Below are 24,446 nucleotides of genomic sequence, written 5' to 3'. Positions count from 1 at the left end.
ACGGCGGACGGCGCGGCGCCGTGTGATCCGAGCCGAGCCGCCTCCGGACGATCGGAAGGACCACACCGTGAGCAGCGAGCAGGACGGCGCACACATCGAGCCGGGGGCCGACGAGGAAGAGGAGTGGTCGGGACCCGACTTCACCATGCCCTCGTGGTACACGCACCAGGACGGCGGCGCGCCTGCGCCGCCACCGTCCGGAGTCGGTGCGCCCGCGCCCCCTCGGCAGGTGCCGGAGGCGCCCCGATACGGCAGCGAGGACGCGACGCTGGTGCCGCCCGCGCGAACGCCCGACCCGCACGCACCGCTGCCGTACGGGACCGGCCCGGGCCCGGACGGGCCGACCGGTGCCGCCCCGGGTGGGTACGGATCCGGCGCGGGCACGCCCGAACCGGCGTCCGCGCCGCCCGCGCGCCCGGCGGATGCGCCCGGCTACGACGGCGCCCCGGCGACCGAGCCGCCCGCCGGTCCCGGCGCGCCCCATGGCGTCGATCACGCCGCATCGCACCGGCCCGACCCGCGGCCTCCGTACGGCACCGGCGCCCCCGGGCAACCGAGCACCCCGCCCGCCGACGAGCCGCGCGGATTCGGCGCGCCCGCGGGCGACGCGACCACCGTCGTGCCGCCGCGGTACACCGCGCCCGAGCCCCCGGCCCCGCTCCCCTACGGCACGCCCTCGGCCGAACAACCCCCCACCGGGCCGCCGACCACGCCGGGCCCGACGTACACCCCCGGCGACCCGACCATGGTCATGCCGCTGTCCGTCGACCAGGACCGACCCACCGAGAGCCCGACCGGTCCGCCGCCCTTCGCCCCCGGCGAGCCGACCGTGGCCATGCCACCTGCGGCCCACCAGGACCGACCCGACACCCCCGCACCACCCTTCACCCCCGGCGACCCGACCGTGGTCGTGCCGCCGTCCGGCGACCAGGGCCGATCCGTCGCCGATCCGCGCGAGGTCGGTGCCGCCGACGCACCCACCGCGCCGACCGCCGAGTCGGACCACCGGGGCCCGGACCGGGCCGAGCAGGCCGATCAGGCTCCGCCCGCCTCCCGGCCGGACGACGCCGCGCCCGCCGAGCAGCCGCCGGCCGCTCCCGTGCCGCCGAACGACGCCGGCCCGACGCTCGACCCCGAGCCGACCGAGCCCACCGATCCTGCCGGTCCCACCGACCCTGGCGAGCCCGGCAATCCCGGCGACCCCGTCGATTCCACCGAGCCCGACTCCACCGAGCCCGATCCGGCCGACCGGCCGTCCGATCCGGTGCCCACGCCCGAGCGGGTCGACCGCGCGCACACGGACGCGCCGTTCGATCCGACCGACGTGCCCACCACACCCGCCGGCGGCACGCCGATCCCCGGCCTGTCCCCCGCCGGACCGGCCACCGAGGCGCCGCGTACGCAGCCCGCCGAAGCGTCCGCCGGCCCCGCGCCGCAGCACGCTCCCGAGCCGCCGCGCTACGACAACCACCCGCCGTACCCGCCGGCCGCCGACGCGCAGCCGACGCCCGAGCCGTACGACCCGGCCCACCGCCCGACCGGCGACCCGGCCGACCCGTCCGCCCGGCAGCCCGAGAGCCACACCGCCGAGCCGCAGCCGGCCGCCCAGGCCCCGTCGGCCGCTGCCCCGCAACCGCCCACCGACGCCCCGCAGCCGCCGCAGGGCCCGCCCGCCGCGGACCGGCAGCCGCCGCCCGCCGGCGGCTATCCGCCCTACGGGCAGCAGCCCGCCCCACCGCAGGGCGGCCCGGCACCGTACCCGCCGCAGCAGCCGGGCGGTACGCCCCCCGGCCCGGGGCAGCACCAACAGCAGCAGTACCCGGGCCCGATCCAGGGTGCTCCGCTGCCCGACCCGGCGACCCGGCTGATGGCGCCGATCACCGACGACATGGCCCCGCCACCGGGCATCCCGCAGCAGGCTCCGCCGCCCGGCGCCGGGCACCCCTCGGCGCCGACCGGTGCCCCGCCGCGTCCGACGACCCCGCCGCAGGGCTCGCCCATGCCGCCTCCGGGTTGGTCCGGCACGGCCCCCGGTCACGGCGAGGCATGGGGCACCGGCGCCCCGCCGCCGACCGGACAACCGCTGCCGCCGCCCGCCGGCGAGCCGGTCGCGCCCCCGCACCAGCCGCAACCGCCGCAGCAGCGCGACGAACGCTCCTGGATGCGGCGCGCGTTCGGCGGCAACAACGAACCGGCCAGCCCGCCGGAACAGCACGGCGGCCAGCCGCCGTACGCCCAGGCCCCCGGCCCGTACCAGCAGGCCCCGGACCCGTACCGGCAGGGCACCCCGCCGCACGGCGCCCCCGGCCCGCAGGCCCCCGCGCCCTACCCACAGCCCGACCCCCACCAGGCGCAGCATCCCTACGCTCAGGCCGCGCCTGCCGAGGGCCACCCGGGTCAGGCGCCGTACGGTCACGCCGGCCCGCAGGGCCAGGAGCCGCCGTACGGCCAGGGCGCCCCCTACGGACAGCCCGAAACCGGCCGTCCGCCGTACGCCCAGGGCACCCCGCCGCAGGGCGCACCGGCCCCGCAGCACAACCCGTACGGCCAACCGCCCGCCGGCCCCGAGCCGCAGTCGCCGTCGCCGTACCACCCGGGCACGCCCCCGCACGGCGCGCCCGGCCCGCACGCGCAGCCGGCCCCGCACCAGCAGACCCCGCCACACCAGGCCGCGCAGCATCAACCCGGGCAGCCCGCACCGGCGGAGCGCGGACCCGAGCCGCCCAACCCGTACGACCGCACGCCCGACGCCGCACAGCCCTACCCGCCAGGCGCCCCGGCACAGGGCGGCCCACCACCGCAGTCCTGGTCCCCCGACGGCGGCGGCGCCCCCGCCCGGACCGTCGGCGGCGCGCCGCTCGGCTACACCGCGGCCGTCGAACTGACCAGCGACCGACTGCTGCGCAAGCAACCGCAACCGCGCCGGCAGACCCCGCGCTTCCGGCTCGGCGGCAAGTCCGCCGACGCCCGCCGGGCCGAACGCCTGGAGCGGATCCGCACGCCCGTCCTGGGTTGCTACCGGATCGCGGTGATCAGCCTCAAGGGCGGCGTCGGCAAGACCACGACCACCACCGCGCTCGGCTCGACGCTGGCCACCGAGCGGCAGGACCGGGTGATCGCGATCGACGCCAACCCGGACGCCGGCACGCTCGGCCGCCGGGTCCGCCGGGAGACCGGCGCGACCATCCGCGACCTGGTCAACTCGATGGCGCACGTGCACAGTTACATGGACATCCGGCGGTTCACGTCGCAGTCCTCCAGCGGCCTGGAGATCCTGGCCAACGACGTGGACCCGGCGGTGTCGACCACGTTCAACGACGAGGACTACCGCTCGGTGATCGACCTGCTGGGCAAGCAGTATCCGATCATCCTGACCGACTCGGGCACCGGCCTGCTCTACAGCGCGATGCGCGGTGTGCTCGATCTGGCCCACCAGTTGATCGTGATCAGCACGCCCAGCGTGGACGGCGCGACCAGTGCGAGCACCACGCTCGACTGGCTGGTCGCGCACGGCTACGCCGATCTGGTCGCGAACAGCATCACGGTGATCTCGGGCGTCCGGGAGACCGGCAAGATGGTCAAGACCGAGGACATCGTGGCCCACTTCGAGACCCGCTGCCGCGCGGTCGTGGTCGTTCCGTTCGACGAACACCTGTCGGCGGGCGCGGAGTTGGACCTGGACATGATGCGGCCCAAGACCCGCGAGGCGTACTTCGAGCTGGCCGCGCTGGTCGCCGAGGACTTCCACCGCACCCAGCCGCCGGCCGATCAGCAGCAGTGGCAGCCGCAATACCGGCAACCACAGCAGCAACAGCCCTACTACGGTCAGCCGCAGCAGGCGCAGCCGTACCCGCAACAGCAGCCGTATCCCCAGCAACAACCGCAGCCGCAGCCGCAGCCGCACCCCCACCAACAGCCGCACCCACAGCAGCCGCAGCACCAGCCGCAGCAGCCGCAGTCGCAGCCGCAGCCGCAGCCGCAACAGCCGTACTACCAGCAACCCCCGCCCGGCGACTGGCAACCACCGCGTCAGGGCTGACATGCCGAAGGGCCGCCCCGGAAAAGATTCCGGGGCGGCCCTCGGCACATCCGTCGCGAAGCGACGGGCCGGGCGACAGCGAGGCGACGCCGCGAAGCGGTGCGGCGGCGGCGCCGGTTCAGCCCGTCGGGCCCAGGTCCGCCGCGTCGATCAGCTCACGTGCGCGCTTGACGTCGCGCGCCATGTGTTCCAGCAGGTCGTCGATCGAGTCGAAGCGCTCGGTCCCGCGCAGGTACTCCAGGAAGTCCACCGCGACGTGCATGCCGTACAGATCGAGGTCGGTCCGGTCCAGCGCGTACGCCTCGACCCGCCGCTCGGTGCCGTCGAAGGTCGGGTTGGTGCCGATCGAGATCGCCGCGGGCAGCCGCTCGCCCTCGATCACCAGCCAGCCCGCGTACACCCCGTCGGCCGGGATCGCCGTGTACGGGAGCACCTCCAGGTTGGCCGTCGGGTAGCCGAGCTCGCGCCCGCGCTGGTCGCCGCGCACCACCACGCCCTCGACCCGATGCGGCCGGCCGAGCAGCTCGGCCGCACCCGCGACGTCGCCCTCGGCGACCCGGGCCCGCACCACGGTGGAGGAGAAGGTCACCTCGCCCGAGACGAACAGCTCCGGCTCGACGACGGTGAAGTCGTTCGCCACGCCCAACTCCTCCAAGAGCGCGACGTTGCCCGTCGCCTTGTGGCCGAATCGGAAATTGCGCCCCTCGACCACCACGGCCGCGTGCAGCGTGTCCACCAGGACCTGCCGCACGAAGTCGGCCGCGCTCTGCCGAGAGAATTCGAGCGTGAACGGGAGCACCAGCACCGCGTCCACGCCCAGGTCCGCCATCAGCTGAGCGCGCCGGTGGTGCGGAGTGAGCAGCGGCGGGTGGCTTCCCGGGCGGACCACTTCGCTGGGGTGCGGGTCGAACGTGACCACGACCACCGGCAGTCCGCGCTCGCGACCGATCTCGACCGCCCGGCCGATCGTGCGCTGGTGCCCGCGATGCACACCGTCATAGGACCCGATCGTGACGACGGAGCGTCCCCAATCGCTGGGGACGTCCTCCAAGCCCCGCCAACGCTGCACCGTAACCGCTCCTCGTTCTTCGTGACGTGTCGCGGGTCCAGCTTCCCATGCAGGCGCCGTCCCTCGGTCCCGCCCCCGCCGTGGCAACCATCACCCCGAGCCCGGCCTCAGCCCACGAACACCGCGAGCGGTCGGGCCACACCCTCCCGGTTCTCCACCAGCGCGAGGAAGGTGCCGTCGGGGCCGAACACGCCCACCGGCCCCTCGCTCTCGTCGGCCGGCAGCCGGCCGCCGTGCGAGACGGCGCGCGCTTGGTCCTCGGTGACCTCCCGGCGCGGAAAGGCCGCCGTGGCCGCCTCGGCGATCGGCAGCACGCCGAACGACTCCTCCAGCTCCTCCAACGTGTGCGCCCGGTCCAGCGCGTACGGCCCCACCCGGGTGCGGCGCAGCGCGGTCAGATGGCCGCCGACCCCGAGCCCGGCGCCCAGGTCGCGGGCCAGCGCCCGGATGTAGGTGCCGGACGAGCAGGTCACCCGCACGTCCAGGTCGATCGTGACGCCCTCGCGCCGGGTGGCGAGCACCTCGAACGCGGACACGGTTATCGGGCGGGCGGCGAGTTCGAACTCCTCGCCGTCGCGCACCCGCGAGTACGAGCGCTTGCCGTCGATCTTGATCGCCGACACCTTGGAGGGCACCTGCAGGATCGGGCCGGTCAGCTCGGCGATGCCCGCCGCGATCGAGGCGTCGTCCACGTGCGCGGCCGGAATGGTCGCGGTGACCTCGCCCTCGGCATCGTCGGTGACCGTGCTCTGACCGAGCCGGATGGTCCCGACGTACTCCTTCTCGGTGAGCGCGAGGTGGCCGAGCAGGCGGGTGGCCTTCTCGATGCCGATCACCAGGACACCGGTGGCCATCGGGTCCAGCGTGCCCGCGTGCCCCACCCGGCGGGTGCCGGCGATCCGGCGCAGCCGGCCCACCACGTCGTGCGAGGTGAGCCCGGCCGGCTTGTCCACGATCACCAGACCGTCGGGCGGCGGGGGTCCTGCGTTGCGGCGCTTCACGCGTCGTCTCCCGGGGTTGCGTGCGCCGGAGCGACCGGCAGTAGTGCGTCGGCCAGGAGGTCCCGGAATCGGGCCACCACCTCGGCCGGTGGGTCGTATGCGGTGAACCCGGCGGCGAACGCGTGCCCGCCGCCGCCGAAGGCTCCGCAGACGCGTCCGAGGTCCACCGCGCCCTTGGAGCGCGCGGACGCGCGCAGCGCACCGTCGTCGTCCTCCTTGAGCACCAGCGCGACCTCGGCCTCGCCGCTCTTGCGGACCACGTCGATCACGCCTTCGATCTCGTCCAGGCGGACCCCGTGCGCGGCCCGTTCGGCGCGGGTGATCACGGTGGACACCAGGCCCAGACCGCCCGCCGCGCCCACGTCCAGCTCGGCCCCCGCGAGGGCGCCGGCGAGCACCTTGAGGTAGCCGAACCGGCAGGTGTCCCAGATCGCCCGCTGGATCAGGTCGTGCCGTATCCCGGTGGCCATCAACCGGGCCGCGAAGGTGTGCGTGTCGGGGGTGGTCCCCACGTACTTGAACGAGCCGGTGTCGGTGACCAGGCCGGTGTACAGCGCGGTGGCGATGTCGGCGGTCAGCGTCGCGCCGAGCCGGGTGATCAACTCGTCGGCGAGCACCGCGGTCGCGGGTGCCTGGATGTCGATCAGGTGATGCGTGCCGAAGCGTGTGTTGGAGGCGTGGTGGTCGACCACCAGCAGGGTGCCCGCCGCCTTGGCCTTGGCCTCCAGCAGGCCCAGCCGGGCCGAGCCCGCCGCGTCGAAGACGGCCACCAGCTCCGGCTCCTCGGGCACCTCGGTGTGCGGCACGAGCAGGTCCTGGCCGGGCAGGAACTCCAGCGAGGACGGCACCACGAGCGGGTCGTCACCGTAGGAGACCCGGACCGTGCGGCCCAGCTCGCGCAGCGCCAGCCCGACGGCGAGCGCCGAACCGAGCGCGTCGCCGTCGGGGCTGACGTGTGCCAGCAGGGTGATGTCGCGAGCCGTCAGGAGCAGGCGTACCGCCTCGTCCCATTCGGCCGCACCCGGCGCGGTCGGCGGCGCCGTCCTCGCGCCGGAGTCGTCGGTCCGCGGCCTCGCTCCCGCGGTCGGGCCGGGCTCCCGGTCCGCCGCCACGCCTGGTGTCAAGGTCGGTCGCCCTCCTGTGTATCCGCCTTGGTCTCCGCCTCCGACTCGTCGTCGGAGTCCTCGGAGTCGCCCACGGCCGGGGTCCGATAGGGATCCGCGTCACCGGCATAGCCGGCGCCCGCGGCGGTTGAGCGTACCGCCGCATCGGCCTGCTGTGCCCGGGCGAGGAGATCGTCGATGAGTTTGGCGTTGTCCGGAAGGGCGTCGGCGATGAACGTCAGCGACGGCGTGTGTCGTACGCCGGTCTGGCGGCCCACCTCACTGCGAAGCACGCCCTTGGCGCTCTCCAGTGCGGCGGCGGTCGCCGCGCGCTCGGTCTCGTCGCCGTAGACCGTGTAGAACACGGTCGCCTCACGGAGGTCACCGGTCACTCGTGCGGCGGTGATCGTCACGAACCCCAGACGCGGGTCCTTGATCCGGCGCTCCAAGGTCTCCGCGACCACAACCTGGATACGGTCCGCGAGTTTGCGCGCCCGCGCGGTGTCGGCCACTGATCCTCCTGCGATTGCTCGGCATTTCGGCGGGATCCCCGCGCCCGGGATCACCGGACGCGGGGGCCGCTCTCGTTGCTTGTTCTCTTCGGCTGCTCGCCCGACCGCGCGTTCGACGGCGGTCGGACGATGGTCAGTCGTCCTCTCCGTACACCCTGCGGCGTGTGGAGAGCAGTTCCAACTCGGGCCGGCCGGCGACCAGCCGCTCACAGCTGTCCAACACCTCGGCACATCGTTCGACACTCGCGGAGACCACCGCGATGCCGATCACGCTGCGCCGATGCAAATCCTGATGCTCCACCTCGGCGGCGGCAACGGCATTCTTGCGCTGAAGGTCCGCCAGGATGGGGCGGATCAGAGATCGTTTTTCCTTCAACGAGTGCACATCGCCGAACAGCAGATCGAGGCTGATGGTTCCCACAAACATAGGCGACGGGCCTGGCCGGCCCGGGAGGCCTCGGGTCGGGGCCGCTGGGGCCACCGACGAAAGAACCGGGCTCACACGTCGCGGCCCGGGTGTCACTGGTCACGCTGGTCTGCTCGTACTGCGACACGCCGGATCCGCCCGGTGCGTACCGGGCGGATCCGTCGTGTCGATCAGCGGTTCGATCGGTTCGACCTACCGGGTCAGCCTCGCGGCTTCTCCCGCATCTCGAACGTCTCGATGATGTCCTCGACCTTGATGTCGTTGAACGAACCGAGGTTGATACCGCACTCGAAGCCCTCGCGGACCTCGGTGACATCGTCCTTCTCGCGGCGCAGGCCCTCGACGTTGAGGTTGTCGGCGACGACCGCCCCCTGCCGGATGATCCGCGCCTTGGTGTTGCGCTTGATCGTCCCGCCGGTGACCATGCAGCCCGCGATGTTGCCGAGCTTGGAGGAGCGGAACACCGCGCGGATCTGCGCCGTGCCCAGCTGGACCTCTTCGTACTCGGGCTTGAGCATGCCCTTGAGCGCTGCTTCGATCTCCTCGATGGCCTGGTAGATCACCGAGTAGAAGCGAATGTCGACGCCCTCGCGGTCCGCCATCGTCCGCGCCCGGCCCTCCGGCCGGACGTTGAAGCCGATGATGATCGCGTCCGAGGCCATCGCCAGGTTGACGTTGGACTCGGTGATCGCACCGACACCCCGGTCGATGATCCGCAGCTCGACCTCGTCGCCGACATCCAGGTTGAGCAGCGCGTCTTCCAACGCCTCCACCGAACCGGAGCCGTCACCCTTGAGGATGAGGTTGAGCTGCTGCATCTCGCCGGCCTTGAGGGCCTTGTCCAGGTCCTCGAGCGAGACGCGCTTGGAGCGACGGGCCAGGGTCGCGTTGCGCTCCCGGGCCGCCCGCTTCTCGGCGATCTGACGCGCGGTGCGCTCTTCCTCGACCACGAGGAAGTTGTCACCGGCGCCCGGCACCGAGGTCAGACCCAGCACCATGACCGGACGGGACGGCGCGGCCTCGGTGAGGTTGTTGCCGTTCTCGTCGATCATCGCGCGGACCCGGCCGTACGCCTCGCCGACCACGATCGCGTCGCCGATGCGCAGCGTGCCGCGCTGGACCAGGACGGTCGCGACGGGGCCGCGGCCCTTGTCGAGGTGACCCTCGATCGCGATGCCCTGGGCTTCCTGGTGCGGGTTGGCGGTGAGCTCCAGAGCCGCGTCCGCGGTCAGCACGACCGCTTCCAGCAGCTCGTCGATGCCCAGGCCCTGCTTCGCCGAGATGTCGACGAACATCGTGTCGCCGCCGTACTCCTCGGCCACGAGCCCGTATTCGGTGAGCTGGCCACGAACCTTGGTCGGGTCCGCGCCTTCCTTGTCGATCTTGTTGACCGCGACGACGATCGGCACGCCGGCCGCCTGCGCGTGGTTGAGCGCCTCGATCGTCTGCGGCTTCACGCCGTCGTCCGCCGCGACCACGAGGATCGCGATGTCCGTCGACTTGGCACCGCGGGCACGCATGGCGGTGAACGCCTCGTGACCGGGGGTGTCGATCAGGGTGATCTTGCGGTCGACCTCGTTGACCGTGGTCGCGACCTGGTAGGCACCGATGTGCTGGGTGATGCCACCGGCCTCGCCCGCGATCACGTTCGTCTTGCGGATCGCGTCGAGCAGACGGGTCTTGCCGTGGTCGACGTGGCCCATGACGGTGACGACCGGCGGACGCGCCTCCAGGTCTTCCTCGTCGCCCTCGTCCTCGCCCCATTCGAGGTCGAAGGACTCGAGCAGCTCGCGGTCCTCCTCCTCCGGGGAGACGATCTGGATCACGAAGTCGAGCTCGGCCCCGAGGGTCTGCAGCTCGTCGTCGCTCACCGACTGTGTCGCGGTCAGCATCGAGCCCAGGTTGAACATGATCTGGACGAGTGCTGCCGGGTTCGCGTTGATCTTCTCCGCGAAGTCGGTGAGCGAGGCACCGCGCGACATCCGGACGACTCGCCCGTTGCCGCGAGGAGCCATCACGCCACCGGCGGACGGAGCCTGCATGTTGTCGAACTCTTGACGACGCTGACGCTTCGACTTGCGCGCGCGGCCCGGACGCCCACCGGGACGACCGAACGCACCCTGCGTGCCGCCACGGCCACCGGGGCCGCCACGACCGCCGCCGCCGGGACGACCGGCGAAGCCGCCGCCGCCACCGGGACGACCCGGAGCGCCGCCGCCACCACCGGGACGGGGACCGCCGAAGCCGCCACCGCCGCCGCCGGGACGACCGCCACCGCCGCCGGCACCGGGACCGCCGGGACGACCGCCGCCGCCACCGGGACCGCCGGGACGACCGGGCGCACCGCCGGGACGACCGGGACCACCCGGGCCACGAGCGGGCGCCGGACGGTTGGGCATCATGCCCGGGTTGGGACGCGGACCACCGGGACCTGCGCTACCACCGGGACGCGGACCCGCGGGGCCACCCGAGCCACCCGGACGCGGGCCACCGGCCGCAGGACCCTGCGGACGCGGCGGCATGCCACCGGGAGTGGGCCGACCGGCGCCGCCCGCGGCCTGCGGCCGCGGCATGCCGGTGCTGCCCGAGGTGAACGGGTTGTTGCCCGGACGCGGGCCGGCGGGGCGGGTGCCACCCGGACGGGGTGCACCACCCTGACCGGGACCCGACGGACGCGCGCCACCGGCGGACGGAGCGCCACCGGTACGCGGACCGGAGGGACGCTCGCCGCGCTCGGGACGATCGCCGCGCTCGGGACGGCCACCGGGGCCGCCCTGACCGGCACCGGCCGGACGCGGGCCCGGACGGTTGCCCGCACCGGGACCCGAGGAGGCCGCCGCCGGACGGTCCGAACGCGGACCGCGCTCGGCCGGACCGCGGTCGCTCTGGCCACGCTCGGCCGGACCACGATCGGCGGGACGCGCTGCCGGGCGCGGGCCCGGAGCCGGCGCGCCGGCCGGACGCGAACCCGACTGGGCCGCGGGACGCTCCGCCTGACGCGGGGCGGCCGGAGCCGCCTCGGCGGCCGGTACGGCCGGCACCACGGGCGGAGCGGTGCTGCCCTGGGGGGCCGGGCGCGGCGCCGGGCGCGGGCCCGGAGTCGGCGCACCCGCCGGGCGCGGGCCCGGAGCGGGGGCAGGACGCGCCGTGGCGCCCTGCGGGGAACTGGGGGTGGCGCCCTGCGGCGCGCCCGAGGGGGCGGGACGCTGGGGCCGGCGGGAGGGCCCGCCTTCCGTCTTGAGTGCTTCCGTCAGTTTGCGAACAACCGGCGCCTCGATCGTCGAGGACGCCGAACGAACGAACTCACCGAGTTCTTGGAGCTTGGCCATGACGACCTTGCTCTCGACTCCGAACTCCTTGGCGAGTTCGTATACCCGGACCTTTGCCACGTCGCTCCTTCTGGTCCGGGGTTGGTCGTCCGCCGGACCGTCACTACCGCATGTCTGTACTCATCGCGTACTCATCGAGTGCTCATCGCAATCTCGACCTACTTCCGACTCGCGAGGTACTGCTTCGCTGGACCTGTCCGACCGACCTCTGACAACCCATCACCGCTCAAATAAGCACGCAGTGGTGCCGAGTCCAGCGGCCCCGGCACGCGCAAAGCCCGAACGAACGCCTTGCGACGCTCCGCCTGGGCCAGGCACTCCGGATCGGGGTGCAGATGCGCGCCCCGTCCGAGCATTCGGCCGCGGGGGTCGGGGACACAACTGCCCTCCACCGCCACGACCCGCAATAGGTCGGCCTTGGCCGCACGCTGCCGACAACCTACGCACGTTCGGCACGGAGAGGCAGTGATTTCCTGCTTTTCCGACCTCGTACGAGGGCATGCTCGGGCACGCCTGCGACCAGACATGTTCAAGTCTACCGCTCCTCACCGCGACCTGGTTCGGTCGACCGTCCCCGGTCGTCCGATTCACCGGTCTCGGTGTCCGGCCGGATGTCGATGCGCCATCCGGTCAATCGCGCGGCAAGTCGGGCATTCTGCCCCTCCTTGCCGATCGCCAGCGAGAGCTGGTAGTCGGGCACGGTCACCCGGGCGGAACGCGCGGCGAGGTCCACGACCTCGACCTTGCTCACCCGCGCCGGGGACAGCGCATTGGCCACCATCCGGGCGGGGTCGTCCGACCAGTCGACGATGTCGATCTTCTCGCCGTTCAACTCGGCCATGACGGCACGCACGCGCGCCCCCATCGGCCCGATGCACGCGCCCTTGGGGTTGAGCCCGGCCCGCGTGGAGTAGACGGCGATCTTGGAGCGGTGGCCGGCCTCGCGGGCGATCGCGGCGATCTCGACGCTGCCGTCGGCGATCTCCGGGACCTCCAGCGCGAACAGCTTCCGCACCAGGTTGGGGTGGGTGCGCGAGAGCGTGATGGACGGCCCCTTGGGCCCACGCCGCACCTGTACGACATAGCAACGCAGGCGCATGCCGTGCGCGTACCGCTCGCCCGGTACCTGCTCCTGGGGCGGCAGGATCGCCTCGATGCGACCCAGGTCCACCAGGACGTTGCGATTGTCCTTGCCCTGCTGGACCACGCCCGCGACGATCTCGCCCTCACGGCCGGCGAACTCGCCGAACGTGATCTCCTCCTCGGCGTCGCGCAGCCGCTGCAGGATCACCTGCTTGGCGGTGGTCGCCGCGATCCGGCCGAAGTCGTCCGGGGTGTCGTCGAACTCGCGAACGCGCTGCCCGGCCTCGTCGGTCTCGGTCGCCCACACGGTGACGTGACCGGTGGAGCGGTCCAGCTCCACCCGCGCCTTGGGCAGGCTGCCCTCGGTGCGGTGGTACGCGATCAACAGGGCCGATTCGATGGCCTCGACCAGGAGGTCGAACTTGATCTCTTTTTCGCGCTCAAGCCCGCGCAGGGCGCTCATGTCGATGTCCACGTCCTACGCCTCCTCGTCCATGGTGTCGTCGTTGTCGGGGTCGATGTCCTCGACCTCGGTGTCCTCGTCGTCCTCGGCGGTGGCCGCCGGGTCCGCGCTCCTGCGGTTGAACTCGACCTGCACGACCGCCCTGGCCACCTCGTCGTACGCCAGCCGGCGCGGCTTGCCCTCGACGTCCAGCTCCACGCCCTCGGCGTCGCTCGCGCCGATCCGGCCGGTCACGGTGGCGCCGTCGTGCAGCTGGACCTGGACCAGCCGACCCGCCGCGCGGCGCCAGTGGCGCTCCAGCGTCAGCGGGCGGTCCACGCCCGGGGTGGTGACTTCCAACTGATAGGGCAGGCTGCCCAGTACGTCGCTCGGGTCCAGCACGTCCGAGACGGCCCGACTGACCTCGGCCACCTTGTCCAGGTCGACGCCGTCGTCGGCGGCCACCATCACGCGCAACACCCGGCGCTTGCCGGCGGGGGTGAGGGAGAGATCCTCCAGATCCACGCCCACCGCCGATACCACCGGCTCCAGCAACTCCCGCAGCCGGTCCAATGTGGTGGTGCTCATCCGGGTGACTCCTCGGCTGCGTGTGCTGTTGTCTCAGGTGCGTCGACCGCCGGGGCGGGTCGTGGAAGGACAACAGTATCCGGTCCGGAGCCCATCTCGCGCACGTCCGCCCGGCGTACGCCCGATGTGCGCAGCGGTTCGCACGCCCGCACATGCGGTAGCGTCCGACACGGCCAGGGGCCGGCAACGGACATCACGGACGAGGGTCAGGAGCGGGACGCATGCGCGACGCGGGGCCGACGCGACGGGCCGTCCTCGGCACCGTGGCCGCGGCGACGATCGCCGCCACGATCGCCGGTTGCGACGACGGCGGAGGAGGCTCGGACCAGGGACGGCGCAAAGCGGACGACGCGGCGCGCCAGCGGGCCCACGCGGCGACCGGGGCGCTGCTCGCGCGCTACGACGCGGTCGCCGCCCGACACGCCCCGCTGGCCGAACGCATCCGGCCGCTGTCGGTGGAGCTGCGCCAGCACCTGACCGCCTTCGCCGGGGGCGCCTCGCACTCCGCGCCGCCCGCCGGCAGCGCGCCGGAGGACCTCGCCGCCGCGAGCGCCGGGCTCGCCGACGGGGCGCAGCAGGCCTCCGACGAGCGGCTGACCGGACTGGACGCGGTCTCCCCCGAACTCGCCCGCACGCTGGCCGCCACCGCCGCGTGCCTGGCGGGTCAAGCCCAACTGCTTCGGAGCGCATCGTGAGCACGCCGCGGCCGACCCCGTCCGGGTCCGCCACCCCCGAGGTCAAGGCACTGCGCGACGCGCTGGACGCGGAGCACGCGGCCGTCTACGGCTACGGCGTGGCCGGCGGCCGATTGACCGGTGCCGCGCGCACCCAGGCCCGCACCGCGCTGGACGCGCACCGGGCCCGCCGGGACACGATCGCGCGGCTGATCGCCGACCGGGGCGCGGTGGCGCAACCGGCGGCGCCCGCGTACACAATCCCGTTCGCGGTGGCCACGCCCGCCGACGCGACTCGGCTGGCGGTGTACCTGGAGGACGGAGTCGCGCTGCATCTGGGCGAGTTGGTGGCCGCGGCCGGGGCCCCGTTGCGCGCCGAGGCGGCGGGCTGGTTGCGCGAGAGCGCCGTGTGGGCGGTGCGCTGGCGGGGCGCGAGCACCGCGTTCCCGGGGCTGCCCGTGCCCGCCGACCCGGCGGCGCCGACGACCGGGAGCCGCACGTGAGCGATCGGGTCGAGGTCCCGGAGCGCTTGACCCGAACCGCTCTGCGGTGGTGCGGCGAGGAGGTGGCCCGCCCGTGGCTGGCGGGGCTGCCGGACGCGGTCGCCGAGTACGCGCGGCGCTGGGACCTGACCGTGGAACGAGCCGTCATTCCCGGCGGCGCACTCAGCCTGACCCTCCTGGTCCGACGCCCGGACGGCACGCCGGCCACCCTCAAGCTCGGCCTGATCGACCGCTACACCGCGCACGAGGCGAGCGCGCTCGCGCTGTGGAACGGCGTCGGGGCGGTTCGCCTGCTCGACGCGGATCCCGAGCACGGCGCGCTGTTGCTGGAGCGGCTCCAGCCGGACGTGTCGCTGCGTTCGCTGGCCGAGGACCGGGCCATGCTGGAGGCCGCCGAGGTGATCCGCAGGTTGTGGGTGAGCCCGCCTGCGGACTGCGCGATCGAGCCGGTCGCCGATCGGGCCGAACACTGGGGCGAATCGATCCCGCGCCGGTACGCGGACCTGGCCGGCCCGTGTCCCGCGGCGCTGGTCGAGGAGGCGGTGACGCTGTGCCGCGAGTTGACCGCGTCGCAGCCCGAGGTCGTGGTCCTGCACACCGACCTCCACCACGGCAACGTGCTGGCCGCCGAGCGGGCGAAGTGGCTGGCCATCGACCCGCGGCCGATGCTCGGCGAACGGGCCTTCGATCTGGGTGCGCTGGTGCGGGACCGGATGGCCACGGTGGTCGCCGAGCCGCGCCCGCAGGCGCTGGTCCGGCGGCGGGTGACCTGGCTGGCGAACGCCTTGGACCTGGACGCCGAGCGGGTGCGCGGTTGGGCGCTGGTGCAGGCGCTGGCACTGGGCCTGTGGTGCATGTCAGTCGAGGATCCGGTGGGCGAGGACCTGCTGTCCGTCGCGGAGTGGCTGTCCTGATCCGCGACCGGGGTGGGTGGTCGGCGGGTCACTTGAACGGCAGGACCGCGCCCATCACCGCGTAGGGACGGGCATTGCCCGGGAACAGCACCGGGCGGGCCAGGTCCCGAAAGCCCAGGCCGTGGTACAGCCGGCGGGCCGGCGTCGGTTCGTCGATCGCGGACAGCAGGATGTGCGAGCGGTCCTGGCCCCGGCACAGCAGCGTGATCAGGGTGCGTCCGATGCCGTGCCCCTGCCAGCGCGGCAGCACGTGCAGTTCGCCGACCACGAACGACTCGTCCAGCCAGGCCCGGTGTCCGGCCCGGGCCAGGTGCGGTTCGATCACCAGGCTCCACCACTGATCGGTGAGGTTGGGATAGCCGTAACCGAATCCCACCAGCCGACCGGCGGCGTCGAACGCGCCCAGGGAGCGCACTCCGGCGAAGGTCGCATGTCGCCGCATTATCCGCTGCCGCACCGCGATCTCGTCGTCGGCCAGACCGAACGCGCCGGCCTGGACGTCGACCGCCTCGTCCGCGTACTCGGCGAGATCGACGACCCGGCACGTCCACTCCATCAGCACACGCACTCCCTGGGGTCGGATCGTCGCCGCTGTCCGGACAGCACGGACCGGATCAGAACAGCACGCTCATGAAGGCCCCGGTCTCGGCGAAGCCGACCCGCCGGTAGGCCGCGCGCGCGGGGCCGTTGTAGCTGTTCACATACAGGCTGGCGATCGGGGCCACCTCGCCGAGCGCGTGGCGCAGTACGGCCGCCATGCCGATCTCGGACAGGCCCTCGCCGCGCCGCTCGGGGGCCACCCACACACCCTGGATCTGGCACGCATGCCGGGTGACCGCGCCGATCTCCGCCTTGAACACCACCTTGCCGTCCTCGATCCGGGCGAACGCCCGCCCGCCCGCGATGAGTTCGGCCACCCGGGCGCGGTAGAGGGTACCGCCGTCGCCGATCAGCGGCGAGACGCCGACCTCCTCGGTGAACATCGCCACGCACGCGGGCATCACCAGATCCAGCTCGTCCGGGCGCACCCGGCGCACCAGCGGATCCGGGGCCACCTCGCGCGAGGGTTCCTCGGCGACCATGAGCGGCTGCACCGGCCGGACCTCGCGGGCGGGTCCCCACACGGGTTCGAGCAGGCGCCACAGGCCGGCGGCCGCCTCGGCCGGGCCGACGATCGACGAGCAGCGCCGGCCCTGGCGGCGGGCCCGCTCGGCGAACGAGCGTATGGCGTCCGGTCCGGCCTCGACCGGGACCAGGTTCGCGCCCGCGTAGCACAGCGACGTCAGCCGCCCGCCCTCGTAGTAGCCCCACAGTTCGCCGCCGAGCCGCCACGGGTCGACGCCGGCGAGTCGGACCCGGGACGCGACGAAGACGTTCGTGACGGGGTCACGGTCGAGCAGCGCCTGGACGGCGGACAGGTCGGTCCCGTCCAGGACTTTGGTGGAAACCGAGCTCAGCACGTGCCTCACCATGCCATCAGGCGGACCTTGGGGAAATGCCAGTCTTGCGGCACCACCCTATGCAGGTCCGGGCCGCCTGTGCCGCCCGGGAGGCGGCGGATTCGGCGGCCGGGGCCGGCGGGCCCCCGACGGGCGGGTCAGCGGTGCGGGTGCACGACCGCCGATCGGCGCGGGTCGGGGTCGCTCGGAGCCGGGTCGGCGCACTCGACGTCGGTCGCGGGCAGGGCGCCGTCGACCAGGTAGGCGGTGCCCCGGTCGTCGACGCACGGACCGTCGACGAGGTAGTGCCCGTGGTTGCCGTTGCCGCGCACGGTGAGCAGCCGCGACGAGGGCAGCGCCGCGTGCATGCGCAGGGCCCCGTCGTAGGGCGTCGCCGGGTCGCCGACGGATTGCACGAGCAGCACACCGGGCAGGCCGGCGCCGTCGATCCGGGTCGGCGGCGCGGTGTTGCTCTGGATGTACAGGCACGCGCCGGGGGAGGCGATGGCGGCGCCCAGCGCGCCGTGCCGGGCCCGGAGCACGGCCATGTCGCGTTCGAACACCGACTCGTCGGCCGGGGCGGGCGCGTCCGCGCAGGTGACCGTCTGCATGACCGACTCGAAGTTGACCTCGTCCCGGGTCGCCGGTTTGCGCCCGGCGATCAGCGCGGCCGGATCGCCCGACGCGTAGTCCGCGAGTGCACCGGACATACTCGCCCAGTCCCGGTCGGTGTACAGCTTGCCGAGCGTGTACTGGTCGAGTTCGACGCCACCGAACACGCCGCCCGCCGGGTGTGCGGCGAGTTCGCCGCGCAGCCGGTCCCAGGTCGCCAGCACCGCCGTGGTGGTGTCGCCCAGGTGGAAGCGGTCCGCTCGGGCGGCGGTCCACGCGGCCCAGTCGTGCCGGCGCGCGTCGAACCCGCGGGCCTGCAGGAAACCGGTCCCGTACCAGACCTCGGTGGGGTCGACCAGGCTGTCGAGCAGCATCCGGTACACCCGGTTCGGGAAGAGTTGCCCGTAGACCGCGCCCAGGTAGCTGCCGTAGGAGTAGCCCAGGATCGAGAGCCGTTCGGCGCCGAACGCGGCCCGGACCAGGTCGAGGTCGCGGGCGATGTCCCGGGTGGTCAGGTGCGGCAGCAGGTCGCCGGCGGACCTGCGGCAACCGTCGGCGAACGCGCGGGTCGCGGCCAGGTGCGCCGCCCGGCTGCCGGGCATCGCCGGGTCGGGCCGGGGCGCACGACCGAAGGTCTCCGGGTCGGTGCACTCCACGCGCGTACTGGTGCCGCGCCCGCGCAGATCGAAGCCGATCAGGTCGTAGGCCCGGCGCAGCCGCTCGGGCAGGCCGCCGGCGAGCGCCGCCATCGAGCCGACGGCGGCGGCGCCCGGACCGCCGAAGTTGACCGCCAGCATGCCCCGGTATTCCGCCTTCGTCCCGGTGGCCGCGACCTTCGAGACGCCGACCCGGATCCGCGGGCCGGCCGGTCGTGCGTGGTCCAGCGGCGCGCCGATGGTGCCGCAGCGCTCCCCCGTCGCGGTGCCCGGCGGGCAGTCGCCCCACACGATCGGCTCGGTGTCCGCCCGGGCCGGGCCGGCGGCGCTGAGCACGGCGGCGGTCAACGCGCCCGCCACCAGGACGCGGACGGGGCGGGTCACGATGCCTCACAGGTGGTGTCGCGGCCCGGCGGGAGCGTGCCGTCGGTCAGATAGGCCGAGGCGGCCCGCAGGACGCAGGGATCGGGTTGGAACGCGAGGATCCCGTGGTCGCCCTCGTCGAGCACGGTGATCAGGTGCGAGGAGGGCAGCGCCCGGTGCAGCGCGGTCGCCCCGGCGGGTGGGGTGGCCGGATCGCGGGTGCCCTGGACGAGCAACACCGGCGGCAGGTCGTGCCCGTCGATCGTCGGCGGCGTGCGGGCAGGCACCGGCCAGAACGCGCAGGGTGCGTTCAGCCACGTGTTGGACCAGGTCACCAGGGGTGCGGTCCGGTCCACGGCGCGGGCGTCGCGGTCCCACACCGACCAGTCCCGGGGCCACGGGCCGTCGTGGCATTCGACCGCGGTGTAGATCGCGGTGCCGTTGGCGTCCTGCGCCGTGGGCGGGGCGTACAGCGCGGCCAGCGGCGCCGGGTCGCCCCGGTCGTGGGCGCGCAGCGCCTTGGCGAAATCCGGCCAGGCCTGCGAGTTGTACAGGACCCGGGTGGCGATGTCGCGCAGTTCGGCGGGGCCCACGGTGCCGCCCGCGGGCTCGGCCCGGACGACGGCGAGGGTGCGGGCGAGCACGTCGTCCAGGTCGGCGCCCTCGGCCGCGACGAGGTCGCGCCAGCGGCCCTGGAAGGCGACGTCCTGACGCAGGTTGGACCCGTACCAGACCTGGTCCGGGCGGGGGTCTACGACGCTGTCCAGAATCATCCGGTCGACCCGCTCGGGGAACAGGTGTCCGTAGACCGCGCCGAGGTAGGTGCCGTAGGACCAGCCGATGAAGGAGATCCGGGGTTCGCCGAGCGCGGCGCGGAGCAGGTCGAGGTCGCGCGCGTTCTCCAGGGTGCCCAGGTGCGGCAGCAGGTCGCCGGCCCGCTCGGCGCAGCCGCGCGCGTAGCTGCGGGCGCGCTCGATCAGCCGCTGCTCGTCCTGCGGTGTGGCGGGCACCGGATCCGGCTTCGGGGCCCGGTCGAAGCTCGCGTCGACACAGGAGATCGGGTCGCTGTGGTGGTTGCCGCGCGGGTCGACGCCGACGATGTCGTAGCTCTGCCGCACCCGTTCCGGCAGCGCGTGCCGCACCAGGTCGGCCAGCCACATGCCGCCGCCGCCCGGGCCGCCGGGGTTGACCACGATCGTGCCGCGCCGGGGCCGGCCGCCCGTGGCCGGTGCGAGCGAGACGCCCAGCGTGGTGGTGGGCCCGTCGGCGCGCGCGTGGTCGACCGGCACGGCCAGCGTTCCGCAGCGCAGTCCGGGTGCGGCGACGTCGGCCGGGCAGCCGCCCCAGGCGATGCCGGGCGCCGACCGGGCGGCCGGCCGATCGCCGGGATCGGGCCCGCTCGCGGGCACCGCCGCGGTGCCCATGATCATGCCGGCGACGGCCAGTCCGGTCGCGATGATGCGTCCCACGCACGACGCCCCTCCCCCGGGGGCGGCGCCCCGATCATGTGTCTCGATGATCGGGGGCGATTACCGAAGGTAGGGGCGCATCAACGATATGTCACTCGGGTGGGCGAGTGGATTGATCCGGTCGGGCGGCGGTCCGGGCACGTCGGCGGGGATCACGCGGGGTGGATCGGCCGAGTCGGCCCGGACCGAGGGGGCCGGGAGAGCGGGCCGGACCGAGCGGGCCGGCCGGGGCTCGGCTCAGGCGATGTCGACGATCGGTTCGCCGCTGATCACGCCGTCCGCCTGCATCTGCTCGGCGAGCTTGAGCGCCTCGTCGATCAGGGTCTCCACGATCTTCGACTCGGGCACGGTCTTGATCACCTCGCCCTTGACGAAGATCTGGCCCTTGCCGTTGCCGGACGCCACGCCCAGGTCCGCCTCGCGGGCCTCGCCGGGGCCGTTGACGACGCAGCCCATCACGGCCACCCGCAGCGGCACCTTGAGCCCGTCCAGGCCCGCGGTGACCTCCTCGGCGAGCTTGTACACGTCGACCTGGGCGCGGCCACAGGACGGGCAGGAGACGATCTCCAGGCCGCGCTGCCGCAGCCCCAGCGACTCCAGGATCTGGTTGCCGACCTTGATCTCCTCGACCGGAGGAGCGGAGAGAGAGACCCGGATGGTGTCGCCGATGCCCTGCGCGAGCAGCGCGCCGAACGCGACCGCGGACTTGATCGTGCCCTGGAACGCGGGGCCGGCCTCGGTGACGCCCAGGTGCAGCGGATAGTCGCAGCGCTCGGCGAGCAGCCGGTATGCCTCGATCATCACGACCGGGTCGTTGTGCTTGACCGAGATCTTGATGTCCCGGAAGTCGTGCTCCTCGAACAGCGAGCACTCCCACAGCGCGGATTCGACCAGCGCCTCCGGGGTGGCCTTGCCGTGCTTGGCCAGCAGCCGCTTGTCCAGCGACCCGGCGTTGACGCCGATCCGGATCGGGGTGCCGGCGGCGGACGCGGCCTTGGCGATCTCGGCGATCTTGTCGTCGAACTGCTTGATGTTGCCCGGGTTCACCCGCACCGCGGCGCAGCCGGCGTCGATCGCGGCGAACACGTACTTCGGCTGGAAGTGGATGTCCGCGATCACCGGGATCTGCGACTTGCGGGCGATCGCGGGCAGCGCGTCGGCGTCGTCCTGCGAGGGCACCGCGACCCGGACGATCTGGCAGCCGGAGGCGGTCAGCTCGGCGATCTGCTGAAGCGTGGCGTTGACGTCGGAGGTCAGGGTGGTCGTCATGGACTGCACCGACACCGGGGCGTCTCCGCCGACGGCCACGTTGCCGACCATGATCTGCCGTGACTTGCGGCGCGGCGTGAGGGGCCGGGCAGGTACGGACGGCATTCCGAGCTGGATCGCGGTCATCTTCGCTTTAGTCCCGTGGGTTCGGCGGCGTGGGTCGACTCAACGCTACGCCACCGCACACCGGTGCGGAGGCGCCCGTACCCCCGTGCCGACCCACCTGTTGCCTGATCGACACAAGGGGGGCCGGCGGGACGTCCTGTCGGGTGCTCTCCCGAGCGCTACGTCACCTTCACCGGGTTGATCAGGTCGGCGATCAACACCAGCACGGTGAAGGCGATGAAGATCGAGGCCACGACGTAGGCGACCGGCATCAGCCTGGCCACGTCGAACGGGCCCGGGTCCGGCCGCTTGCGCAGGCTCGCGATCCGGCGACGGATCGACTCCCACCACGCGCCGACCACGTGACCGCCGTCGAGCGGGAGCAGCGGCAGCATGTTGAACAGGAACAACGACACGTTGAAGCCCGCGATGATGAAGATCATCAGGCCGACGCGCTGGGACGCGGGCACGTCCAACGCGGCCACCTCGCCGCCCACCCGGGCCGCGCCGACCACGCCGACCGGGGAGTCCTGGTCACGTTCGTCGCCCTGGAAGGCCGCGCCCCACAGCGCGGGCACCTTCTGTGGGATGCGCAGCAGGCTGTGGAACGCGCTCTTGACCAGATCGCCCGTGTACTCGACGGACTCGGCGGCGCTCTGGCGCTGGATCCCTCGCGCCGGACTGATGCCCAGGAAGCCGGTGGTGACGTACTGGTCGGCCACCGGGCGTCCGTCGCCGTCGAGCTTGATCATCTTGTTCTGTTCGAGCACGGGCTTGAGGGTGAGGAGTTCGCCCTTGCGGTCGACCACGAGGGTGACCTCGCCGGACGACTTGCGGATCAGGCCCTGGAGCTTGTCGTAGTCGCCGATCTTTTGACCGTTGAACGACACGATGCGGTCGCCCGGCAGCAGACCGGCCGCCTTGCCGGGAGCCGCCTTGGCGCCCTCGGGGCACTTGTCGGTCTTCGCGTCGGCGCTGACCACGCACTCCGAGACGGTGCTGACCGTCGAGGTGGTCTCGGGGATCCCGAAGCCCATCAGGTACACCGCGAGCAGCCCGATGGCCAGGATCAGGTTCATGAACGGCCCGGCCAGCATGATGATCGTGCGCTGCCACGGCTTGCGCTGATAGAACATCCGGTCCTCGTCGCCGGGACCGACCTCCTCGTAGGACGCCTCGCGGGCCTCCTCGATCATGCTGCGCCACGGTGAGGTGCTGCGGGCCTGCACCTTGCCCGACGCGTCGGGCGGGAACATGCCGATCAGCCGGCAGTAGCCGCCCGCCGGGATCGCCTTGAGCCCGTACTCGGTCTCACCGATCTTCTTCGACCACAACGTCTTGCCGAAGCCGACCATGTACTGCGGCACCCGCACACCGAACATCTTGCCGGTGATCAGGTGGCCCGCCTCGTGCCAGGCGATGGAGAACAGCAGGCCCACGACAAAGACGACGATGCCGAGGATCGTCATGAACAGGGTCAACGGGGTTCTCCTCCGTGGGCGATGATCTCGCGTGCCCGTCGGCGCGCCCAGTCCTCCGCGTCGAGGACGTCCTCCAGCGTCAGCCGGTTGCCGTCCCCACGTACATCATGCTCGCTCACGACGGCGGCGACCGTGTCGGTGATGCCGTTGAACTTCAGGTGTCCCGCGATGAACGCGTCCACGCACTCCTCGTTGGCCGCGTTGAACACGGCCGGCGCGGTGCCGCCGGCGCGCCCCGCGGCGCACGCCAGCTCGACCGCCGGGAACGCCTCGTGGTCGAGCGGGAAGAACTCCCACGTGGCCGCCTTGGTCCAGTCGCAGCCCGCCGCGACGTTCGGCACCCGGTCGGGCCAGGACAGGCCGAGCGCGATCGGCAGCCGCATGTCCGGCGGCGACGCCTGCGCCAGGGTCGAGCCGTCCACGAACTCGACCATCGAGTGCACGATCGACTGCGGGTGCACGACGACGTCGATCCGGTCGAACGGGATGTCGTAGAGAAGGTGCGCCTCGATCACTTCGAGCCCCTTGTTGACCAGGGTCGCCGAGTTGATCGTGATCACCGGGCCCATGTCCCAGGTGGGGTGGGCCGCGGCCTCCTCGGGCGTGACGTCGACCAGGTCGGCGCGGCTGCGACCGCGGAACGGGCCGCCGCTGGCGGTCACCACGAGCCGCTTGACCTGGTCGGCGCGACCGCCGCGCAGGGCCTGGATCAGCGCCGAGTGCTCCGAGTCGACCGGGACGATCTGGCCGGGCTTGGCGATCGCCTTGACCAGCGGGCCGCCGACGATCAGCGACTCCTTGTTGGCCAGTGCGAGGGTGCGGCCCGCGGTCAGCGCGGCGAGGGTGGGGGCCAGGCCGATCGAACCGGTGATCCCGTTCAGGACCACGTCGCACGGGTGCGCGGCGAGCTCGGTGGCGGCGGTGGGGCCGGCCAGGATGCGCGGCAGCTTGTACCGCCCCTTGGCGTAGCCGCGGCGCTGCGCCTCGGCGTAGAAGGCCAGCTGCAGGTCCTGCGCGGCGGACGCCTTGGCCACCGCGACCACCTCAACCTCCAGTTCGAGCGCCTGTCGGGCCAGCTCGTCCACCCGGCCGCCGCCGGCGGACAGGCCGACGATCCGGAACAACTCGGGGTGGGCGCGCACCACGTCGATCGTCTGGGTCCCGATCGACCCGGTGGAGCCGAGCAGGACGATGTCCCGCCGGGTGGTCGACTGGTCGGGGGCGGCGAAGGGCGCGTAGGGATCGGCCAGGGAGTCCATCCGACCATTGTGGCCCGCGCCGGCCCGGCGCCGAGCGCAGGTCGGTCGATTGCCCGCGTGGGCCGGTTCGCGAACGGTGCGGGTCGGCGCATGCGGCCGGCGGGAGGCT

The 24,446-nt window shown here is 73.2% G+C and carries 20 protein-coding genes; 4 read left to right on the top strand and 16 right to left on the bottom strand.

Going from position 1 to position 24,446, the window contains the following annotated elements; all coding sequences use genetic code 11:
• Positions 1 to 67 precede the first annotated feature (67 nt).
• Positions 68 to 4,039, top strand: coding sequence for a MinD/ParA family ATP-binding protein (locus ACZOOI_RS20805; RefSeq protein WP_465277254.1), 3,972 nt, complete (start codon positions 68 to 70; stop codon positions 4,037 to 4,039).
• A 118-nt stretch (positions 4,040 to 4,157) separates the two neighbouring features.
• On the opposite strand, the gene ACZOOI_RS20800 is transcribed toward ACZOOI_RS20805, so the two are convergent.
• From ACZOOI_RS20800 to rimP, 9 genes are all read right to left on the bottom strand, one after another.
• Positions 4,158 to 5,108, bottom strand: coding sequence for a bifunctional riboflavin kinase/FAD synthetase (locus tag ACZOOI_RS20800; RefSeq protein WP_465277253.1), 951 nt, complete (start codon positions 5,106 to 5,108; stop codon positions 4,158 to 4,160).
• A 107-nt stretch (positions 5,109 to 5,215) separates the two neighbouring features.
• Complete coding sequence (gene truB / locus ACZOOI_RS20795; RefSeq protein ID WP_465277252.1) at positions 5,216 to 6,109, bottom strand: tRNA pseudouridine(55) synthase TruB; 894 nt, start codon at positions 6,107 to 6,109, stop codon at positions 5,216 to 5,218.
• Positions 6,106 to 7,233 carry a DHH family phosphoesterase gene (locus tag ACZOOI_RS20790; RefSeq protein WP_465277251.1) on the bottom strand — a complete coding sequence of 376 codons (1,128 nt, stop codon included), beginning with the start codon at positions 7,231 to 7,233 and terminating at the stop codon, positions 6,106 to 6,108. The genes truB and ACZOOI_RS20790 overlap by 4 nt, the downstream gene beginning before the upstream one ends.
• The gene (gene rbfA, locus ACZOOI_RS20785; RefSeq protein WP_396005480.1) at positions 7,230 to 7,724 is read right to left on the bottom strand and encodes a 30S ribosome-binding factor RbfA; all 495 of its coding nucleotides are present in this window, start codon (positions 7,722 to 7,724) and stop codon (positions 7,230 to 7,232) included. Before rbfA ends, ACZOOI_RS20790 begins: the two co-directional genes overlap by 4 nt.
• Positions 7,725 to 7,857: 133 nt before the next feature.
• Positions 7,858 to 8,151 (bottom strand): DUF503 domain-containing protein, encoded by a 294-nt coding sequence (locus ACZOOI_RS20780; protein WP_465277250.1) that lies wholly within the window; start codon positions 8,149 to 8,151, stop codon positions 7,858 to 7,860.
• A gap of 200 nt (positions 8,152 to 8,351) precedes the next feature.
• Complete coding sequence (gene infB, locus ACZOOI_RS20775; RefSeq protein WP_465277249.1) at positions 8,352 to 11,540, bottom strand: translation initiation factor IF-2; 3,189 nt, start codon at positions 11,538 to 11,540, stop codon at positions 8,352 to 8,354.
• A gap of 98 nt (positions 11,541 to 11,638) precedes the next feature.
• Complete coding sequence (locus ACZOOI_RS20770) at positions 11,639 to 12,007, bottom strand: YlxR family protein (protein WP_079026705.1); 369 nt, start codon at positions 12,005 to 12,007, stop codon at positions 11,639 to 11,641.
• An 8-nt stretch (positions 12,008 to 12,015) separates the two neighbouring features.
• A complete protein-coding gene (nusA, locus tag ACZOOI_RS20765; protein WP_465277248.1) occupies positions 12,016 to 13,038 on the bottom strand; it encodes a transcription termination factor NusA in 1,023 nt (340 codons plus the stop codon).
• 3 nt (positions 13,039 to 13,041) lie between these two features.
• Positions 13,042 to 13,593 (bottom strand): ribosome maturation factor RimP, encoded by a 552-nt coding sequence (gene rimP / locus ACZOOI_RS20760; protein ID WP_465277247.1) that lies wholly within the window; start codon positions 13,591 to 13,593, stop codon positions 13,042 to 13,044.
• A gap of 221 nt (positions 13,594 to 13,814) precedes the next feature.
• Here rimP and ACZOOI_RS20755 point away from each other — a divergent pair, with 221 nt between their 5' ends.
• From ACZOOI_RS20755 to ACZOOI_RS20745, 3 genes are read left to right on the top strand one after another with little or no spacing between them, the layout of a single operon-like run.
• Positions 13,815 to 14,288 (top strand): hypothetical protein, encoded by a 474-nt coding sequence (locus tag ACZOOI_RS20755; protein ID WP_465277246.1) that lies wholly within the window; start codon positions 13,815 to 13,817, stop codon positions 14,286 to 14,288.
• Positions 14,285 to 14,770 (top strand): ferritin-like domain-containing protein, encoded by a 486-nt coding sequence (locus ACZOOI_RS20750; RefSeq protein ID WP_465277245.1) that lies wholly within the window; start codon positions 14,285 to 14,287, stop codon positions 14,768 to 14,770. The genes ACZOOI_RS20755 and ACZOOI_RS20750 overlap by 4 nt, the downstream gene beginning before the upstream one ends.
• Entirely contained in the window at positions 14,767 to 15,684 is a 918-nt protein-coding gene (locus ACZOOI_RS20745) for an aminoglycoside phosphotransferase family protein (protein ID WP_465277244.1), read from the top strand. The genes ACZOOI_RS20750 and ACZOOI_RS20745 overlap by 4 nt, the downstream gene beginning before the upstream one ends.
• A gap of 28 nt (positions 15,685 to 15,712) precedes the next feature.
• Here the strand turns inward: ACZOOI_RS20745 and ACZOOI_RS20740 are convergent, their stop codons facing one another.
• From ACZOOI_RS20740 to dxr, 7 genes are all read right to left on the bottom strand, one after another.
• Positions 15,713 to 16,240, bottom strand: a complete 528-nt coding sequence (locus tag ACZOOI_RS20740; RefSeq protein ID WP_465277243.1) for a GNAT family N-acetyltransferase — start codon at positions 16,238 to 16,240, stop codon at positions 15,713 to 15,715.
• Positions 16,241 to 16,298: 58 nt separating this feature from the next.
• Positions 16,299 to 17,156: a GNAT family N-acetyltransferase gene (locus ACZOOI_RS20735; RefSeq protein ID WP_391582788.1), complete on the bottom strand. Its 858-nt coding sequence runs from the start codon at positions 17,154 to 17,156 to the stop codon at positions 16,299 to 16,301.
• Between the two features lie 125 nt (positions 17,157 to 17,281).
• On the bottom strand, positions 17,282 to 18,775 hold the full coding sequence (locus tag ACZOOI_RS20730; protein ID WP_465277242.1) for an alpha/beta hydrolase: 1,494 nt from the start codon (positions 18,773 to 18,775) through the stop codon (positions 17,282 to 17,284).
• Complete coding sequence (locus ACZOOI_RS20725; protein ID WP_465277241.1) at positions 18,772 to 20,223, bottom strand: alpha/beta hydrolase; 1,452 nt, start codon at positions 20,221 to 20,223, stop codon at positions 18,772 to 18,774. Before ACZOOI_RS20725 ends, ACZOOI_RS20730 begins: the two co-directional genes overlap by 4 nt.
• Positions 20,224 to 20,460: 237 nt before the next feature.
• Entirely contained in the window at positions 20,461 to 21,618 is a 1,158-nt protein-coding gene (gene ispG, locus ACZOOI_RS20720; protein WP_465277240.1) for a flavodoxin-dependent (E)-4-hydroxy-3-methylbut-2-enyl-diphosphate synthase, read from the bottom strand.
• A gap of 158 nt (positions 21,619 to 21,776) precedes the next feature.
• Entirely contained in the window at positions 21,777 to 23,078 is a 1,302-nt protein-coding gene (locus ACZOOI_RS20715; protein WP_465277239.1) for a M50 family metallopeptidase, read from the bottom strand.
• Complete coding sequence (dxr, locus tag ACZOOI_RS20710; protein ID WP_465277238.1) at positions 23,075 to 24,337, bottom strand: 1-deoxy-D-xylulose-5-phosphate reductoisomerase; 1,263 nt, start codon at positions 24,335 to 24,337, stop codon at positions 23,075 to 23,077. Before dxr ends, ACZOOI_RS20715 begins: the two co-directional genes overlap by 4 nt.
• Positions 24,338 to 24,446: the final 109 nt, after the last annotated feature.

The sequence above is a fragment of the Embleya sp. L77 genome, assembly GCF_055557415.1.
This window is presented reverse-complemented; position numbering and strand designations above follow the sequence as displayed.